Origin of the sequence: Microtetraspora sp. NBRC 16547, from assembly GCF_030268965.1 — a bacterium.
GTDB lineage: Bacteria > Actinomycetota > Actinomycetes > Streptosporangiales > Streptosporangiaceae > Microtetraspora.
On record NZ_BSSE01000009.1, the window covers coordinates 118,084 to 135,577 of the forward strand.

Sequence of the window (17,494 nt, forward strand, 5' to 3'; positions counted from 1 at the left end):
ACCCACATCTGGATCCGCGCTCGCGACGGGCAGCATTTGTCAGACGCTCCCTAGCGGTGTGCCGTCAGGGTGTAGCCGCCCTGGGTGCAGCCGGTGATGCGCCAGCCGCCCGGTGCCTGCCGGATGGCGACGCCCGTGAGTCCGGTACTACGGACGACCGGCCGGCCGCCGCCGGGGAACCAGACGTCGAGGCCGCACCCGGCGCCCTCGCCCTGGGCCGTGAGGCTCGCCTGGTCCGACGTGAGGCCGGTCAGGCGGCCGGGGGCGGAGCGGGGGTAGGGGCGCGAGAGCTCGGCGACGTATTCGGGGGGCGGGGGCAGGTCCTTCCCGGTGGCACAGTCCTCGATCATGAGGTTGCCGCCGGTCTCGTCCTCCGCTCCGGCGTGGGCGTCGCCGCAGGACTGCTTCCAGACCCAGAATGCGCCGCCGATGCGGTGCCGATCCTCTTGGTCGGTGTATTTCGTGATCGGGGCCGTGGCGGCATCGCCGAACCAACCCCATTCTCCCGACCAGAGCCCGGCGCCGTAGTACGCCGCCGCCCGGCTCGCCAGGTCGAAGCCGCGCTCGATGCTCGTGATGGTGAGGCCGGTGCCCTGGTCGATGGTGATCGACTCGTTGTAGAGATGAGGAGCGAAGACGAGTAGCCGGTCGTCGGTGAAGTCCTTGGGCACCGAGACCTCGAAGCCGAGACCCGACCAGAGCACGGACGGCTCGAAGAAGATCAGGTGCGGGAAGCCGCGCTTCTCGCCCGCCCTGATGGCCTTGATCGCTCGGTCGTAGTAGCGGCCGAGCAGGACGCCGGAGGTGATCGGCGGGGCCTCGCCGAAGCCGGGCTCGTTCAGCAGGTCGTATCCGGCGACCATCGGCTCACTCGCGAACCGCTCCGCCAGCATGCCCCAGGCGGCGACCAGACGGGTCTGGATGCCGTCTCTGTCCTGGTAAAAGTTGGTGAAGGCGCGGGCGACGGCCGGAGAGATATCGCGTCCGGTGAACTCGCACTTGGGGGCGCCGTCGAAGCGGTCGGCCCAGGTGGGGGCGCCGTCCCAGCCGTGCATCGGGGACCCGTTCTCGCAGGTGGCGCCGGGGGCGGCGTTGACGCCCTTGCCCCAGGCGTCCTGGTGCATGTCGATGACCGTGCGCAGGCCGTGCTTGGCCGCGGTCTCGACGGCCCAGGAGATCCTGGCGAGGTAGGCCGGGTCGTAGTGGCCGGGCCGGGGTTCCAGGGCTGACCAGGACAGGGCGAGGCGGATGACGTTGAAGCCCATCTGCTCCATGCCGGCGAAGTCGGCCTCGGTGAGCGGTCGCGTCACCGCCTTGTCTGGAAATTTCTGGAAGTAGTCTTCGAGCTGATTGACGTTCACGCCGCGCAGCAGCACCTCGTTGCCGTCGGCGTCGACGATCCTGCGGTCGGCTGAGAGCGTCAGGCCCTTGGTGCGTGGCGGCTGCGCGGTGGCGGTGCCGGGCTGCAGGAGCGGTACGGCGAGCGCCGCCGCGGCCACGACAGGCACCATCCATAGCGGCACAGAAATGGCGACGCTCTTGCGGGCCGGGAGAAGGGCGGCTCTTCGCGCCGGGAGGGTGGCGGGGAGGAGGGCGACGAGGGCTGCCGTCGCGAGGGCGAGGAGGGCGCCGAAGGAGAGCGCGGGGGCGAGGCGGAGCATGATCGCCGGTGCCCAGAACGTGTCGCCGCCCGCCAGGTCGCCGGGGAGCGCGATGGCCACCTCGACCAGGCCCAGCGTCGCGGCCGCTCCCAGCGCGGAGATCCCGGCCACGACGGCCCGCGGCGAGGTGGTGGTGCTGAGCCAGCGGTTCAGTACCCAGGTCACCACGCCCAGCAGGGTGACGGCGGCGAGGCAGCCCAGTGGTCCCGCCTCGGGTGCCGGGGCCAGCGGGGAGTCGCCGATGGCGTACCCGATGGGTGAGCCGCCCCACCACACCCCACCGAGCAACGCACCCAAGACCACGGCCACCCCCGCCGCCACCCACCCCGGCCCCGAAGCGGGCGGGAAGAACGACCCCGGGGCAGCGGGCCCAGCGCCCGACCCTGGGGAGGGCGGGGAGGTCGAGCTCGAAGGGGGTGGAGTGAGGTGGCGGCGTAGGAGCTGCGTGAGCCAGGTGGCTGCCAGGACCGGCAGGCCGAAGACCGCCGCCTTGACGCCGGTGAAGCCGGTCGACCACGCCAGGTAGACCACATCACCGAAGGCCATCATGAGCGACATCATCAGCTTGGCCGCCATCGCCGACCACACCACCGCGCCCCACACCAGCAGTGCCGTATGCAGCGGGGCACGCCCGTGCGCGACCACCCACGCGAGCACCCCGACCCCCACCAACAGCAGCGGCACGTAGACGGCCAGCGCGGCCACCTGCCAGAGCCCGGCGACGGGTAGCAGGTCGGCGCCCGTCCACGTGTACGGCGCGGCCAGCCCCGACGGGTCGAACGCCGCCCCCAGCACGATGACGGCGGCCAGCACCACGACGGCGATCGGCGACAACCAGCGATTCCTCATAGTGTCAGCGACCATACATGAGCATTGCTCACATATGAAGGGCCAGATCCACAACAGTGCGGAAGACCAGCCGAACCCGCTCGTGGCCCGCTTGGCCGTGGTCACCCTGACATTCGCCGAATGGTTCAAATCAGATCAGGGCAAATGTGATCCCAATGTCATAAAGATCCGCCATCGTGGAGGAGTGCGGACGTGGCTCAGTGATCAAGTGAGGAAACGGCTGGGTACGTTTGGCCTGCTTGTGCCCTCTATCGTGCAGTGTTCCGTGGGTGCCGCGCTGGCCTGGATCGTCGCCGTTCATCTGCTCGGCCACGACCACCCCCTCTTCGCGCCCATCTCCGTGATGATCTGCGTGGGTGTGGGGCTCGGGCAGCGGCTGCGCAGGGTGGCCGAGCTGGTGGTCGGCGTCAGTCTGGGCGTGGGCATCGGCGACCTGCTGGTGTCCTGGATCGGCTCGGGCCCCTTGCAGATGGCGCTCGTGATCGCGCTGGCGATGACCATCGCGGGGCTGCTGAACAGCGGTGAGCTGTTCGTGTCGCAGGTCGGGTCGTCCGCGGTGCTGGTCACCATGCTGGTGCCGGGTGCGGACTCCGGCGGGCTGGACCGGATGGCCGACGCGCTCACTGGCGGCCTCATCGGCATCGCCGCGGTCGCACTGCTGCCCGCCAGCCCGCTCACCATCGCGGGCAAGCATCTGTCTGGCGTGCTCGACGCCCTCTCCACCCTGCTGGAACAGGCGGCGGAGGCGATCGAGAAGGGCGATATGGACCTGGCCGCCGAGGCCCTGGAGTGCGGACGCAGGACCCAGACGGCGGTCGAGGAGTTCGCGGCGGCGCTGGAGAACAGCAGGGAGATCATCAGGATCTCGCCGCTGCGCTGGCATCACCGGGCCAGGCTGGCCAGGTACGAGACCGCCTCCGTACCGGTGGACCTGGCGCTGCGCAACGCGCGGGTGCTGGCCCGCCGCACGCTCGCGGGGCTGGGGGAGGCCAGCCCGCCGCCGGCCGCGCTGGCCGAGTCGCTGCGCGAGGTCTCGGAGGCGGCGCTGCTGCTCCAGCTCGAACTGGGGGCTGGGCGCGAACCGATGCTGGCCAGGCAGGCGTTGCTCGCCGTCGCCGCACGGGAGCGGCCCAAGAACCTGGGCTTCTCCGCGAACGTCGCTCTCGCGCAGCTGCGCTCCATCGCCGTCGATCTGCTCGAGGCGACCGGGATGGATCACGACGCGGCCTCGGCCGCCCTGAGGCCGCTGGACGAGCCGAGCGGCGAGAGCGTGCGCGGCTGAGGCCGAACAGCCGAGGTGCCGCTCTGGGCGACGCGACGGGGCAGAGATTGACGGGAGGGGCACTAGGATCAGATCATCTGTGCCTGTTCTGGTGGGGGATGGTGACCGAGCACACGCAGCCGGAAGGCCGCCCGCGCAATTCACTGACGGCGGCCGCGGCGACGCTGTCCCAGCTCGGGCGGCTGCGTGACCTGCCGGTGGTCCTCATGCTGGCATGGGTCGGCTGGCTGGCCATTCCGTGGCCGTTCGGCGGCCCCGGCCAGGCTCGTGGTACGGCCGACCAGCGCCTCAGCGCGGGAGATCAGCGCCCCGGCGCGGGAACATCCCCAGATCGTACGACCGGCGCCGATATCGGCGACATCCACGACACCGATGCTGAGCCGGTTGCCGATCCTGGTGCGCCGGCCGGTGACGGTCCGGGAGCTGCTGTCGCGACGGGCTGGTCGCTGCCCGCGCCGCCCGCTCAGCCGCCGCTCCTGGTCAAGCCGGAACGGCGTCCCGCGGCTTCGGTCGCGTCGAAGGCGAATCTGTCGAATGTACGGGACCCGGACCGGCGGGAGCTGAGCGCGGGGCAACTGATCGCCGCGGAGCGGGCGCGCATCGCCGCGGAAGTGCACGACGTCGCCGGGCACGGTCTCGCCACCATCGCCATGCAGGCCGGGGTGGCCCTGCTCATGCTGGACGAGCGGCCGGACCAGGTCCGCGAGTCCCTTGAGGCGATCCGTGCCACCAGCACGAAGGCCCTCGACCAGCTGCGTTCCGCGCTCGACCTCATCGATCCCGTCGCGCCGGATCACGACCTGCCCCGTCTGATCGACGAAGTGCGGACGGCGGGGCTGCCCGTGGAGTTGCGACCGGCGGAGCCGGAGGTTCCCGCCCACCTTCAGGACACCGTCTACCGGGTCGTACGCGAGTCGTTGACCAACGTCGTGCGGCACGCCGGTCCGACCGCGGCCCTGGTCAGCGCCGCCACGGAACCGGGCGAGTTCGTCCTGGAGATCGCCGACGGCGGGCGCGGTCCGCTCGGAACGGCCGAAGGCCGAGGGCTGGTCGGGATGCGGGCACGCGTGACCGACGCCGGCGGCGTCTTCGCCGCGGGCGCCCGCGAAGGCGGCGGCTTCCGCGTCGTGGCCCGTTTCCCTCTGTCTGCGGAGACCGTGTCCGCGGAGACCGTGTCCGCGGAGACCGTGTGACCACGGGAACGCCGCATGGCGCGGCCGCACCGTACGCCGACGGCAGCCGCGTGGGCCCGTCGACGGATCGGGTCAAGGTGGCGCTGGCCGACGATCAGGCGGTCATGCGCATGGGGTTGCGGGCGCTCATCGACCGCGAGCCCGACCTGGAGTTCGCCGGTGAGGCGGCGGACGGCGCGGCGGCCCTCCGGCTGCTGCGCGAGACCCGTCCCGACGTCCTGCTGCTCGACATCCGCATGACCGGCATGGACGGCATCGCCACGCTGCGCGCGATCGCCGCCGACCCCGACCTCAACGGCACCCGGGTGGTCGTGGTCACCACCTTCGAGATCGACGAGTACGTGTTCGCCGCGTTGCAGGCCGGAGCCAGCGGGTTCCTGCTGAAGGACAGCGCCCCGGAGGAGCTCGCCCACGCGATCAGGGTCGTCGCCTCGGGTGAGGCGCTGCTCTCCCCGTCCGTCACCAAAAAGGTCATCGGCCGGTTCGGCCGCCACGACGTCGCTCCGGTCGAGGGCCTGGAAACGCTCACGCCGAGGGAACGTGAGATGGCCGCGTGGGTCGCCACCGGCCGATCGAACGCTGAGATCGCCAAGGAGCTGGTCATCAGCCCCGACACGGTGCGTACCCACGTCAGCCGGGCCATGGTGAAGCTCCGTGCCCGCGACCGCGCCCAGCTGGTCGTCTTCGCGGTCAGGTCCGGGCTGACGGTTCCTTGAGAAAGCCCGCGTACGCGCGCTGCTCCACCTGTGCCTCGATCTGCTTCACCGTGTCCAGCCCCACTCCGACCATGATGAGGATGGTCGTTCCGCCGAACGGGAAGCTCTGCTGAGTCGACGGATCGCGCAGCAGCACGAACGCGATGATCGGGATCAGTGACAGCGCGCCGAGATAGAGCGCGCCCGGCGCGGTCAGCCGCGAGAGCGTGTACCGCAGATACTCCGCCGTGGGCCGGCCGGGCCGTACGCCGGGGACGAAGCCGCCGTATCGCTTCATGCTGTCGGCCACCTCCATCGGGTCGAAGGTGATCGACACGTAGAAGTAGGTGAATCCCACGATCAGCAGGAGGTACGTCGTCACGTAGATCGGATGGTCGCCCGAGACGAGATATCGCGCGATCCACTCGGATACCGGCCCGGCGCCGCCGGTCAACTGGGTCGCCAGCTGCGGGAGGAAGAGCATCGACGAGGTGAAGATGACGGGCACGATCCCGGCCTGGTTGACCTTCAGCGGGAGGTAGGTCGAGGTGCCGCCGTACATCCTGCGCCCGACCATCCGCTTGGCGTACTGGACCGGGATCCGCCGCTGTGCCTGCTCCATGAACACCACCGCCGCCACCAGGAAGACACCTGCGATCAGCATCACGGACAGCGCGAAGGGGTTGAGCAGGAAGATGTTCGACACGTACGAGGGGAACGCGGCCACCACCTGGGTGAAGATCAGGATGGACATGCCGTTCCCGATGCCCCTGTCGGTGATCAGCTCGCCCAGCCACATGATCACGGCGGTCCCCGCCACCATGGTGGCCACGATCACCACGAGCATCAGCGGGCCCTGGTCGTGCAGCAGGCGACGGTGGCAGGTCGGGAAGATGCCGCCTGAGCGGGCCAGGGACACGACCGTGGCCGCCTGGAGGAGCGCCAGCGCCATTGTCAGGTAACGGGTGTACTGGGTGATCTTCGCCTGGCTCTGCCGTCCTTCTTTCTTGAGCGCCTCCAGGCGCGGGATCACCACGGCGAGCAACTGCATGACGATGCCCGCGGTGATGTACGGCACGATCCCGAGGGCGAACACCGACAGTTTCAGCATCGCCCCGCCGCTGAACAGCTGCAGCATGTCGACGATCCCGCCCCGGTTGCCGTTGAGGCACTCCCGCACCGCGAGGACGTTCACACCGGGTGCGGGGAGGATCTGCCCGAACCGGAACAACACGATCAGCGCGAGGGTGAAAAGGATCTTCTTCCGGATGTCGGGCACCCGGAAGGCACGGATGAGCACGGTCAGCATGCGCCGAGTGTGGTCGCGGGGACGGGGGCGGGGCATCCGCTCACCGGAGGCTTCGTCCTACGCGGATCCGCGTACGTGAGGAGACGGCACGGGGCACGGCAGCACGGCCATCCTCCGAACGGGGGATGCCGGACGACGTGATGGGCGATGCCGCGCGACTCGCCTCGGCGTGAACCTTGAGGCATGGAAGCCATCGAGGTGACAGACCTTCGCAAGACGTACGGAAGCACACGCGCCGTGGACGGGGTGACGTTCACGGTCCGGGCCGGTGAGACGTTCGGCCTGGTCGGCCACAACGGCGCCGGCAAGACGACGACCGTCGAGTGCCTGATCGGGCTCAAGCGACCCGACGCGGGCACGGTGCGGGTGCTCGGTGAGGACCCGGCACGCAGGCGGCAGGCCCTGGCCCAGCGGATCGGGGCGCAACTGCAGGAGAGCTCGCTGCCCGAGCGGATCAAGGTTGCCGAGGCGCTGCGCATGTTCGGCACCTTCTACCGCAAGGGGGCCGACTGGCGGCAGGTGATGGAGCGCTGGAGCCTGCAGCCGCTGGCGAGGAAGGCGTTCGGCGACCTGTCCGGTGGGCAGAAGCAGCGGCTGATGCTCGCGCTCGCCCTGGTCGGCGACCCCGAGGTGGTCGTGCTCGACGAGCTGACCACGGGTCTGGACCCGATCGCCCGCCGCGAGACCTGGCGACTGGTCGGTGACCTGAAGGCGGTAGGCACCACCGTCGTACTGGTCAGCCACTACTTCGACGAGACCGAGGCGCTCTGCGACAGGGTCGCCGTCTTCGCCCGCGGCCGCGTGGTGGCCATGGGCACGCCTGACGACATCGTCGCCCGGACCGGGACCGCCTCGCTGGAAGAGGCCTACTTCGCCCTGGAGGGTGCAGACCGATGAAAGCGTTCACCGCTCTGGCGGCCACCGAGCTCAGACTGCTGTTCCGCGACCCCGCTTCGCTGTTCTTCATGATGGCCTTCCCGCTCATGCTGCTGGTGCTCAAGCGCGGCGACAGCGGCGCGGTCCCCGGGTACGTCGCGATGATCGTCGCCATCGGGGGGATGGGCGCGTTGCCGGGCATCGTGGCGTCCTATCGCGAGCGCAAGGTGCTCAAGCGGCTGGCCGCCACGCCGATCTCTCCCGTCCTGTTGCTCGGCGCCCAATTGGTTGCGCAGGTCGCCGCGGGCCTGGCGGGATCGGTGCTACTGGTGGTCGCGGCGATCACGGTGTTCGGCGCGGAGGCGCCCGGCAACGTCCTCATGCTGGCCGTCGCCTTCCTGCTCTGCTCGGTGATGGTCTGCTCACTCGGCTTCGTGATCGCCGCCGTCGTACGAAACACCAGAGGCGCGAGCCTGATCGGCATGCTGGTCATGTTCCCGATGATCTTCTTGGCGGGCGCGGCCGTGCCCAGGACGGCCCTGCCCGACTCGCTGCGCCGGATCGGCGACTTCCTGCCTCTGACCCCGGGCGTGGAAGCCCTCGGCGACGCCTGGTCCGGCACCGCCGCGGTCTTCCCCCTGCTGATCCTGGCCGGGATAATCGTGGCGGCCACGGCGGTCGCCGCCGCGCTCTTCCGATGGGAGTGAGAACGTGAACGTCTGGGAGGCGCGCTGGTTGCGCGCCTTCCATCTGCTCTATTACGCCTGCCTGGCGCTCGGACTGATCCTTTCGTTCGGTGAGAACACGGCCCCCGACCCGCTGACGGTGGGGATCCTCGCGTTGCTGGCCGGCTGGCACGGCTTCTTCGTCGTACGGCGGCCGCATCTGCTTGGGCGGCTCAACCCGATGGCGGTCCACCTGGTGGTGATCTGCGCGCTCTACGTCGCACTGGTGGCGCGGGATCGGTCCTTCGATGTGGTCATCTTCGGGCTGATGCCCCAGCCGTACCTGATGCTGGTCAGTCCCTGGTCCTACGTGGGGGCGGTGGCGACGGTTCTCAGCACGTTCGCCGCCAGAGGCCATCTGGCCGAGCCCAACGCCTTCTGGCAGCTCGTCGGGAGTTCCGGTCTGGTGGTGGCGATCGGGGCGTTCGTGGACTACGTGTCCAAGCAGAGCGCGCAGAACAGAATGCTCGGGACCCTGGAGGAGCGGGCGAGACTGGCCAGGGAGATCCACGACACGCTCGCGCAGGGGTTGAGCGGGATCATCACCCAGCTGGAGGCGGCCGAGCAGGCGATGCCCGATCCGCACGCCGTACAGAAGAGGATCGCGCTGGCCAAGGAGCTGGCGCGCGAGAACCTGCAGGAGGCGCGGCGCTCGGTCGACGCGCTGCGGCCGGGCCCGCTCGCCGACGCGGGGCTCGACGCGGCACTCGCGGATGTGGCCGGACGGTGGTCGCGGACGTCAGGGGTGACGGCGACCGTGTCCGTGGAAGGCACCCCCCGGCCGCTGCCCGGCGAGGTGGGAACAACCCTGCTGCGGGCGGCGCAGGAAGGGCTGTCGAACGCGGCCAAGCACGCTCGGGCGGGCCGGGTGGCGATCACGCTGACCTACATGGACGGCGAAGTGGCGCTGGACGTGTTCGACGACGGAGCGGGCTTCGACCCCGCGGCGCGGAGAGCGGGTTACGGGCTGGCGGCCATGCGTGAGCGGGCCGGCGGCGTGGGGGGCACGCTGACGGTGGAGTCCTCCCCGGGAGAAGGGACGGCGTTATGCCTGCGCATCCCCTCAGATTGATGATCGTTGATGATCATCCGGTGGTCCGCGACGGGCTGCGCGGCATGTTCGACCATGTGGCGGACATCGAGGTGGTGGCGGAGGCGTCCGACGGGTTCGAGGCGTTGGTCATGGCCAGGCGGGCGCGGCCGCACGTAGTGCTGATGGATCTCCGCATGCCCGGCCTGGACGGTGTCGGCGCGATCCAGCGGCTCCGGGTGGACCATCCGGAGATCAAAGTGATCGTGTTGACCACGTACGACACGGACGCGGACGTGACGCGGGCCATGGCCGCCGGGGTGGCGGGCTACCTGCTGAAGGACGCGCCACGGGAGGAACTGCACAGGGCGGTCCGTACGGCCGCTGCCGGCGGAGCGGTCCTGGCTCCGTCGATCGCGTCCGCCCTCATCGAGAGGCCCTCGACCCAGGGGCCGAGCCGACGCGAGCTGGAGGTGCTGCGCCTGGTGGCGCGGGGCTCGGCGAACAAGGAGATCGCCAGAGCCCTGCTGATCAGCGAGACGACGGTGAAGACGCATCTGAAGCACGTCTTCGCCAAGCTCGGTGTCGACAGCAGGGCCGCGGCGGTCGTCGTGGCCATGGAGCGCGGACTCATTTAGGCTCGCCTCCCGACCAGCAGCAACAAGCCGACGGCGGCGAGCTCGACGCGGCACTCGCGGATGTGGCCGGACGGTGGTCGCGGACGTCGGGGGTGACGGCGACCGTGTCCGTGGAAGGCACATCCCGGCCGCTGTCCGGCGAGGTGGGAACAACCCTGTTGCGGGCGGCGCAGGAAACGATCGCGCCGATTACTGACTGCCGGCGGGAAATTCGGGTGCGGAGGGTCGGTGGGGTGGTGTGTGATCGGGGGATGGTGATCGAGATGGGTAGGCCGGGCGTCGACGGGCTCGGTGACGTGGTGCGGGTGTTGGCGGAGTGGCAGTACGACGGAGGGCCCGTGCAGTTGCATCCGGGGGATGTGGGGTGGTTCTGGCGGTTCGGTGCGGAGCGGACGGCGGAGGCTACGCGGACCTGGAGCCGGGCTGGGGAGGTTCTGGCGGTCGGGCTGCTGGACGGCGCGGATTTGCTGCGGCTGGCCTTCGCGCCGGAGGCGTTGCGGGACGAGGAACTGGCGCGGCAGGTGGTCGAGGACGTGTCGGCGCCTGAGCGCAGTGTGCTCCCCGAGGGCAAGGTTTACGTCGAGGCGCCGACGGGTGCGCTGGTCCAGGATCTGCTGTTCAAGGACGGCTGGGAGAGTGGCGAAGCGTGGACACTACTTCGGCGTGACCTCGGCGCGCCTGTGCCGGATCCCGGCGTTCGCGTCGAGGTGATCGAGCCGGAACAGGCGCAGGAGTGGGCCGCGGTCCTGCGGGCGTCGTTCGACGGGTCGACGTTCACCGACCAGCACTGGCACACGATGGCGGCAGGTGCGCCGTTTGTCGACGCGCGGTGCCTGGTCGTTCGCAATGAGCAGGGCGAGGCGGTAGGGGTCGTGACGGTGTGGTCGGCGGGTGAAGGCAAGCTGGGGCTGATCGAGCCGATGGGAGTGCACCCGGCATACCGCGGTCACGGTTACGGCCGAGCGATCACGGTCGCCGCAGCGCGCGCACTCCAGGAGCTGGGTTCGTCCAGCGTGGTCGTATGCTGCCCGAGCTCCAACGTCGGCGCCGTCGCCACCTACCAGTCGGCCGGCCTCGAGCAGTTGCCCGAGAGACGGGACCTGTACCGCAACGCTTCTTGATGAACGCCAGCGGGTCGAAGTCGTTGTCTGCCTCGGCAGGCGTCTCGTTGGTGGGCTCCTGGCGGTCGCCGGGGCGCAGGCCGTAACCGGTGGCGAGGTAACCGGTGAGCAGAGCGGTGCCGCCGAAGGCCCGCGAGTGCCGCGTGCCGTACCGCCGGCATTCGACTACCATATTCCATGGATCTATGGATAAGTGGGAAGTGGGGGAGGCCATGCCGGACACAGCTGCGAAGGCCGAGTTGTACGATGCGTTCGCGGCCAGCGGGAAGGCGCTGGCCAATGGAAAGCGTCTGGAACTGCTCGACCTGCTCGCCCAGGGCGAGCGCACGGTCGACGCGCTGGCGAAGGCGGCCGGGCTGAACCTCACGACGGCATCGGCGCATCTGCAGACACTCAAACAGGCCGGGTTCGTCGCCACCCGCCGCGAAGGCACGCGTGTCCACTACCGGCTCGCGGGCGACGACGTGGCCCAGCTGCTCGCCCTGCTACGCAAGGTCGCCGACCGCCACCAGTCCGCCGTCCCGGCCGCCCGGGACGCATACCTCGGCCACGACGGCGGCCGCGAGGTCAGCCGTGAAGAGCTGCGCGCCCGCGTGGAAGCGGGGGAGGCCATGCTCCTGGATGTGCGTCCGGTGGAGGAATACCTGGCCGGCCACATCCCCGGAGCCGTCTCCATCCCCGTCGGCGAGCTCGCCGACCGCATCGGCGAGATCCCCGAGGACACCGAGATCGTCGTCTACTGCCGAGGCGAGTACTGCGTGCTCGCCTACGACGCCGTCCGCCTGCTGAGAGACCGCGGCCGACGCGCGATCCGCCTCAACGACGGCATGCTGGAGTGGCGGCTGGCGGCCCTCCCCGTGGCCATCGAGGAACCGGCATGACGCACAACACGCCGCCGCATCCCGGGCTGACCGGCGAACCGGTCTACCTGGACTACAACGCCACCACACCGGTCGATCCCCGCGTCGCCGAGGCGATGCTGCCGCACCTGACGCATTTCTTCGGCAACCCCTCCAGCGACCACCCCTACAGCGTCGAGCCCCGCTCCGCCCTGGCCCACGCCCGCGCCCAAGTGGCCGCGCTGATCGGGGCACGCGCGGACGAGATCGTGTTCACCGCCTCCGGCTCCGAGGCCGATCTGCTCGCGCTTCGCGGTGCGGTCCTGGCCTCCGGCCGGCGCCGTCCACACGTGATCGCCCAGGTCACCGAGCACCCGGCCGTGCTCGAAGCCTGCCGCGCCCTGCAACGGCTGCACGATGCCCGCGTGACGCTGCTGCCCGTCGACGGCGACGGCCTGGTCGACCCGGCCGCGCTCACCGAAGCCCTCGACGAGGACACCGTGCTGGTGTCGGTCATGGCCGCGAACAACGAGACCGGCGCCCTGCAGCCCATCGGCGAACTCGCCGCCCGCGCCCGCGCGCACGGGGCGCTGTTCCATTGCGACGCCGCTCAGGCAGCCGGGAAGATCCCCCTCGACGTCACGGCATTGGGGGTGGATCTCCTCACCCTCGTGGGGCACAAGATGTACGCCCCGAAGGGAGTCGCCGCCCTGTATGTGCGCGACGGCGTACGCCTGGAGCCGGTCGTCTACGGCGGTGGCCAGGAACGCGGGCTCCGGGCCGGGACCGAGAACGTCGCCTGCGCCGTCGCCCTCGGCGCCGCCGCCCAACTGGCCGCCGACGAACTCGCCGACGGCGCCGCGGTCCGGATCGAAGCGCTGCGCGACGACCTGCACCGCCGGCTGGCCGACGGACTGCCCGGCCGCGTACGGCTCAACGGGCCGCGGAAGGAACGCCTGCCGAACACGCTCAACATCAGCATCGACGGCGCCGCCGGACATCAACTCCTCGCTGCCGCCCCCGCCGTCGCGGCGTCCACCGGCTCGGCCTGCCACAGCGGCGCCCACACCCCGTCACCTGTGCTGACCGCCATGGGCCTGGACGCCGGCCGAGCGCTCGGGGCACTGCGGCTGTCCCTGGGCCGCTGGACCACAAGCGACGACATCGCGAAAGCAGCCACCGCACTGATCGACGCGGCCTCGACCCGTGCGGCGGCCACCGCGAGCGCTCACAACTCCACCCCGCACGAAGCCGACATCACCGTCGACGGCACCGGCCTTCTCTGCGTCGCCCTTCTGCTGAAGCTGCGCGATCGCATCCAGGGCGCCGCGCCCGGGACCGTGGTGCACATCATCGCCACCGACCCGGTGGCCCCGCTCGACCTGCCCGCCTGGTGCCACATGACCGGCCACCACTACCTCGGCCCCGTCACCGGCGACGATCGTCCGATTTACGCCGTCCGTCTCGCCTCGTCAGAACGGCGGACTCGGCCCGACCGGCCGTGGCATCGGTACGAGTCCGGCCAATGACCAGGGGCCGGTTTGCCCGCCGAAGGTACTCGCGCGGATCCGGGCCACGGTTCGGATGTGCCGACCAGGACCCCACGTCTGCCCCTATGCGGGCGCCCGCTTGTCCCAGGCTCTGCGCAACTGCGCCCCGCCTTCCTTCGGCCCACCGCTGGCGAATCGCCGATCTTGGTCTACCGGGAGGTCGGGGCGCTCTCCTGGCTGTCTTGGTGGGCCAGGACCGCATGCCGGTTGGGCAGTAGGCCCCGGGTCGGGCTAGGTGAGGTCGAGGTCGATGACCCGGTAGAAGGCGTTGCCGGTATCAGCGACCTCCCAGACTGCCAGAAGCACGTGGTAGCCCTTGCGGTCGTGAGGCAGGCTGACCTGGTGGACGGTCGGGTTGTCCGGCATGAGGTCGTCACTCGCCCGGTACGGCTCGTCCCGCGTCCTCACGGCCAGGCGCGGAGCGCGATCTCGGCGACTTGATCAAGTTCGGCGCGAGTGACACCGTCGCGTGCGGCCTGGGCGAGCCCGGTGAGAGCGGACATGGTGTAGCGGCCGAGAGCGCGCGGGTCGATGTCGGCGGGGAGGCGGCCGGCGGTGATGTCGGCGCGGATCTTGGCCGCGAACGCGTCGACCTTGCTGTCGCGCATCCGCCTGAGGTGCTCGATGATCTCAGTGCTGGTGGTGCCGGCGTCCCCGCTGACGATGAGGCACCCGGTCGGGAGGTCGCGGCGGGTATAGCGTTCCGGCGCCTCGGCGAACACGCGAGCCGCGGCGCCCTTGGCGGTGGGTTCGTCGGCGAGGGCACGGTCGATGAATCCGCCGTACTTCTCGTCGTAGACCCGCAGCGCCTCCGTGAACAGTTGCTGCTTGTCGCCGAAGGCGCTGTAGAGGCTGGGGGCGCCGATCCCGAGCTCCTCGGTGAGGTCCCGCACCGAGGTGGCCTCATAGCCGCGTCGCCAGAACAGCCGGATGGCCTTGTCCAGTGCCGCGTCCCGGTCGAACGAGCGGGGACGTCCCCGTGCCGCTGTCACCATGACCCAATTTTATAGCGATCGATAGAAAAGGTGTTATGTTCATTTCTGTAACGCTCGCTAGAAAAAGGGAGTCCTGTCATGTGTTCGTTGGCGGGGAAGACCGCGTTGGTGACCGGCGCGGGGAGGGGGATCGGTCGAGCGATCGCGCTGCGGTTGGCGCGCGACGGTGCCCGGGTGGGGGTGCACTACGGCAGCAGCGCCGATGGTGCGGCCCAGACGGTCGCCGCGATCACGGATGCGGGCGGGGACGCGTTCGCGATCCAGCACGGTCTGTCGCGGCTGTGGGACGGGGGACGGATCGTCAACATCTCGACCCGGTTCACCCACGGTGCCCGGAACCCGGAGCTGGCGGCGTACGCGATGTCGAAGACCGCGCTCGACTCGCTCACGGCGACGCTGGCCAAGGAGCTCGGCTCGCGCGGGATCACCGTGAACGCGGTCGGGCCGGGCGCGACCGACACGGACATGAACGCCGCCCGGCTGTCGACCGAGGAAAGCCGTGCCGCGATCGCCGTGCTGTCGCCGCTGAACCGGGCGGCCCAGCCTGCCGACATCGCCGACATCGTGGCGTTCCTGGCGTCCGATTACGCCCGCTGGGTGACGGGGCAGCGGATCGATGGCAGTGGCGGGTCGATGCTCTGATGCCGATCGCCGTCATAATCGTCGGTTTCGCGATCTTCGCGCAGGGCACCAGCGAGCTGATGCTCGCCGGGCTGCTGCCCGAGATCGCCTCCGACCTGGGCATCACCATTCCGCAGGCAGGCCTGCTGATCTCCGGGTTCGCGCTCGGCATGCTGGTCGGCGCGCCGGTGCTCGCGGTCGTCACACTACGTTGGCCGCGTCGCCGCGCCATGCTGGCGTTCCTTGCGATCTTCATCCTTGCTCACGTGACGGGGGCGGTGACCGCGAGCTATGCCGTGTTGTTCGCCAGCCGGTTCGTCGGCGCCTTCGTCTACGCCGGCTTCTGGGCGGTCGGCGGCAGCACCGCGATGGCGCTGGTGCCGGAGAATCGGCGGGGCCGGGCGATGAGCGTCGTCGCCGGAGGACTGACCGTCGCCACGGTGATCGGCCTCCCGGCGGGGACCTGGATCGGACAACATCTGGGATGGCGGGGAGCGTTCTGGGCCGTCGTCGTGCTGTCCGTGCTGGCCATCGCCGCCGTCCTCGTCAAGGTTCCCGACCTACGGCCCGACCGGCCGCCGCGGGTCCGCGACGAACTACGCGGACTCGCCACGCCACGGCTGTGGCTGTCGTACGCGATGACGGCGGGCTCGACCGCCGCGCTGCTGGGCACCTTCTCCTACCTCGGCGCCATGCTGATCGAGGTCACAGGGCTGGACGCGCGCTGGGTGCCGGCGGTGCTGCTCACCTATGGTGTCGGAGCCCTGATCGGGATCGCGATCGGAGGACGCGCCGCCGACGCCCGGCCGTTGGGGGTGCTGGCTGTCGGCTTCACGGGAGTGCTGGCGACGTCGATCCTCATGGCGTTGACCGCGCGCCACGTCGTCCCTGTGGTGATCGTGGTGTTCCTGCTCGGGCTCGCCGGGTTCGGCACCAACCCGGCTCTCAATTCGCGCGTCTTCGGGATCGCCCCAGCGGCGCCGACCCTGGCGGTGGCCGGGAACGCCGCCGCCTTCAACGTGGGCATCAGCGTCGGTCCGTGGCTCGGCGGGATCGCTCTCACGGCGGGGCTCGGCTACCCCGCCGTGCCCTGGATCGGCGCCTGTTTCGCCGTACTGGCCCTGGCGCTCCTCGGCGTCGAGGCGATGGGCCGGATCGGTCCGCGTCGGTCCATGGCGCGTCGTGAAGATCCACGATGCTCCGCCATCGCCTGATCGCGTGTCCGCGGGCGGTTTCCATCGCCGTCGTCGGGGCGCGGCTCCACGTGATGTCGGTGACGACGCGTGAGAGCGGCACCCCGCCACGGCCCTGATCGCACGGCCGGGCCGCGGGGTCACTTCCTGATCGGCGGGCCGGTCGAAGGCCTGGTGATCGCCGATGGCCGCTCACCGAGCGGCTGTGCGTCTGATCGGCCCGACTGACTTCGCCGCCGCTACCGACCACTACCGCGGCCATCCCGTCGACGGTCTTCGGTTGCTCGGTCTCACAGCATGAGAACCCTTCGGTCCGGGTGTTGGCGCGTGGGCTGGCGCGTGGGCGCAAGGTGCCCCAAAACGGGCAGCGTCAGCGTTGCGACCGAGGCATTCGCTGACCGCTACTGCGCAGGCGCCCCACCGTCGCCCGTCGCCAACTCGTGGAGTCAGCAGCGATGACGCCGACACCAGAGACCCCGAGCGACACCAGGGATGCAGGTACCAGGGACGCAGGCACCAGGGACGCAGACCTTGGCGCGCCCTCTCCGGTCACGAATGCCCACCAAGCGGAATGCCATCCACGATGCTCACAAATAGTACAAGCGCGACTACTCGGAGTTGAATATCGAACGTGTGAACGATATCCTCGCAGAGGGTCCGATCACCAGAGCGGGAGGGGAGGTGCGAAGAGATGATGCTTTCGGGTGGCGTGCTGCTGTCGCGCCGGCCGGAGGACGCACCTCCGTCCCGCTCGTCGGACGCGCCTTCCGCATCCCCGCCGCGGCGGCGCGGGTTCAGGCGGCATACGCCGTTCATCGGATCCGGTCGTTTCTCCGGTGACTCCTACGGGGCGGTGCTCCTCGATCGTGCCCGCAGTGCCGGGCTCCTTGATCGTGCCCGCGGCTTCGGTGGCCACG

The 17,494-nt window shown here is 70.1% G+C and carries 16 protein-coding genes; 12 read left to right on the forward strand and 4 right to left on the reverse strand.

The window, feature by feature from the left end; translation table 11 throughout:
* Positions 1-50 precede the first annotated feature (50 nt).
* On the reverse strand, positions 51-2,510 hold the full coding sequence (locus QSK17_RS15265) for a cellulase family glycosylhydrolase (protein ID WP_285705378.1): 2,460 nt from the start codon (positions 2,508-2,510) through the stop codon (positions 51-53).
* A gap of 241 nt (positions 2,511-2,751) precedes the next feature.
* On the opposite strand from QSK17_RS15265, the gene QSK17_RS15270 reads away from it, so the two are divergent.
* The 3 genes from QSK17_RS15270 to QSK17_RS15280 all read left to right on the forward strand — a co-directional run bounded on the left by QSK17_RS15270 (position 2,752) and on the right by QSK17_RS15280 (position 5,701).
* Positions 2,752-3,792 carry an FUSC family protein gene (locus tag QSK17_RS15270; protein WP_285705379.1) on the forward strand — a complete coding sequence of 347 codons (1,041 nt, stop codon included), beginning with the start codon at positions 2,752-2,754 and terminating at the stop codon, positions 3,790-3,792.
* A 101-nt stretch (positions 3,793-3,893) separates the two neighbouring features.
* Positions 3,894-4,985, forward strand: coding sequence for a sensor histidine kinase (locus QSK17_RS15275; RefSeq protein WP_285705380.1), 1,092 nt, complete (start codon positions 3,894-3,896; stop codon positions 4,983-4,985).
* Between the two features lie 50 nt (positions 4,986-5,035).
* A complete protein-coding gene (locus tag QSK17_RS15280) occupies positions 5,036-5,701 on the forward strand; it encodes a response regulator (RefSeq protein ID WP_285705493.1) in 666 nt (221 codons plus the stop codon).
* Here the strand turns inward: QSK17_RS15280 and secY are convergent.
* Positions 5,676-6,989, reverse strand: coding sequence for a preprotein translocase subunit SecY (gene secY / locus QSK17_RS15285; RefSeq protein ID WP_285705381.1), 1,314 nt, complete (start codon positions 6,987-6,989; stop codon positions 5,676-5,678). The genes QSK17_RS15280 and secY overlap by 26 nt on opposite strands.
* Positions 6,990-7,172: 183 nt before the next feature.
* On the opposite strand from secY, the gene QSK17_RS15290 reads away from it, so the two are divergent.
* The 7 genes from QSK17_RS15290 to QSK17_RS15320 all read left to right on the forward strand — a co-directional run bounded on the left by QSK17_RS15290 (position 7,173) and on the right by QSK17_RS15320 (position 13,747).
* Positions 7,173-7,886 carry an ABC transporter ATP-binding protein gene (locus QSK17_RS15290; protein WP_285705383.1) on the forward strand — a complete coding sequence of 238 codons (714 nt, stop codon included), beginning with the start codon at positions 7,173-7,175 and terminating at the stop codon, positions 7,884-7,886.
* A complete protein-coding gene (locus QSK17_RS15295; RefSeq protein WP_285705384.1) occupies positions 7,883-8,572 on the forward strand; it encodes an ABC transporter permease in 690 nt (229 codons plus the stop codon). Before QSK17_RS15290 ends, QSK17_RS15295 begins: the two co-directional genes overlap by 4 nt.
* A gap of 4 nt (positions 8,573-8,576) precedes the next feature.
* On the forward strand, positions 8,577-9,662 hold the full coding sequence (locus QSK17_RS15300) for a sensor histidine kinase (protein ID WP_285705386.1): 1,086 nt from the start codon (positions 8,577-8,579) through the stop codon (positions 9,660-9,662).
* Complete coding sequence (locus QSK17_RS15305) at positions 9,662-10,258, forward strand: response regulator (RefSeq protein WP_285705388.1); 597 nt, start codon at positions 9,662-9,664, stop codon at positions 10,256-10,258. The genes QSK17_RS15300 and QSK17_RS15305 overlap by 1 nt, the downstream gene beginning before the upstream one ends.
* 92 nt (positions 10,259-10,350) lie before the next feature.
* A complete protein-coding gene (locus tag QSK17_RS15310; RefSeq protein ID WP_285705389.1) occupies positions 10,351-11,379 on the forward strand; it encodes a GNAT family N-acetyltransferase in 1,029 nt (342 codons plus the stop codon).
* A 185-nt stretch (positions 11,380-11,564) separates the two neighbouring features.
* The gene (locus QSK17_RS15315) at positions 11,565-12,260 is read left to right on the forward strand and encodes an ArsR/SmtB family transcription factor (RefSeq protein WP_285705390.1); all 696 of its coding nucleotides are present in this window, start codon (positions 11,565-11,567) and stop codon (positions 12,258-12,260) included.
* Complete coding sequence (locus QSK17_RS15320; protein WP_285705392.1) at positions 12,257-13,747, forward strand: cysteine desulfurase/sulfurtransferase TusA family protein; 1,491 nt, start codon at positions 12,257-12,259, stop codon at positions 13,745-13,747. Before QSK17_RS15315 ends, QSK17_RS15320 begins: the two co-directional genes overlap by 4 nt.
* Positions 13,748-13,999: 252 nt before the next feature.
* Here QSK17_RS15320 and QSK17_RS15325 read toward each other — a convergent pair whose 3' ends face one another.
* Together QSK17_RS15325 and QSK17_RS15330 are read right to left on the reverse strand one after the other, a co-directional pair.
* Positions 14,000-14,176, reverse strand: coding sequence for a lytic polysaccharide monooxygenase (locus QSK17_RS15325; RefSeq protein WP_285705393.1), 177 nt, complete (start codon positions 14,174-14,176; stop codon positions 14,000-14,002).
* The gene (locus tag QSK17_RS15330; RefSeq protein ID WP_285705394.1) at positions 14,173-14,763 is read right to left on the reverse strand and encodes a TetR/AcrR family transcriptional regulator; all 591 of its coding nucleotides are present in this window, start codon (positions 14,761-14,763) and stop codon (positions 14,173-14,175) included. The genes QSK17_RS15325 and QSK17_RS15330 overlap by 4 nt, the downstream gene beginning before the upstream one ends.
* A gap of 78 nt (positions 14,764-14,841) precedes the next feature.
* Here QSK17_RS15330 and QSK17_RS15335 point away from each other — a divergent pair, with 78 nt between their 5' ends.
* Both QSK17_RS15335 and QSK17_RS15340 read left to right on the forward strand, forming a co-directional pair.
* Positions 14,842-15,405 (forward strand): SDR family oxidoreductase, encoded by a 564-nt coding sequence (locus QSK17_RS15335; RefSeq protein ID WP_285705395.1) that lies wholly within the window; start codon positions 14,842-14,844, stop codon positions 15,403-15,405.
* Positions 15,405-16,598 (forward strand): Cmx/CmrA family chloramphenicol efflux MFS transporter, encoded by a 1,194-nt coding sequence (locus QSK17_RS15340; RefSeq protein ID WP_285705396.1) that lies wholly within the window; start codon positions 15,405-15,407, stop codon positions 16,596-16,598. Before QSK17_RS15335 ends, QSK17_RS15340 begins: the two co-directional genes overlap by 1 nt.
* The last annotated feature ends 896 nt before the right edge of the window (positions 16,599-17,494 follow it).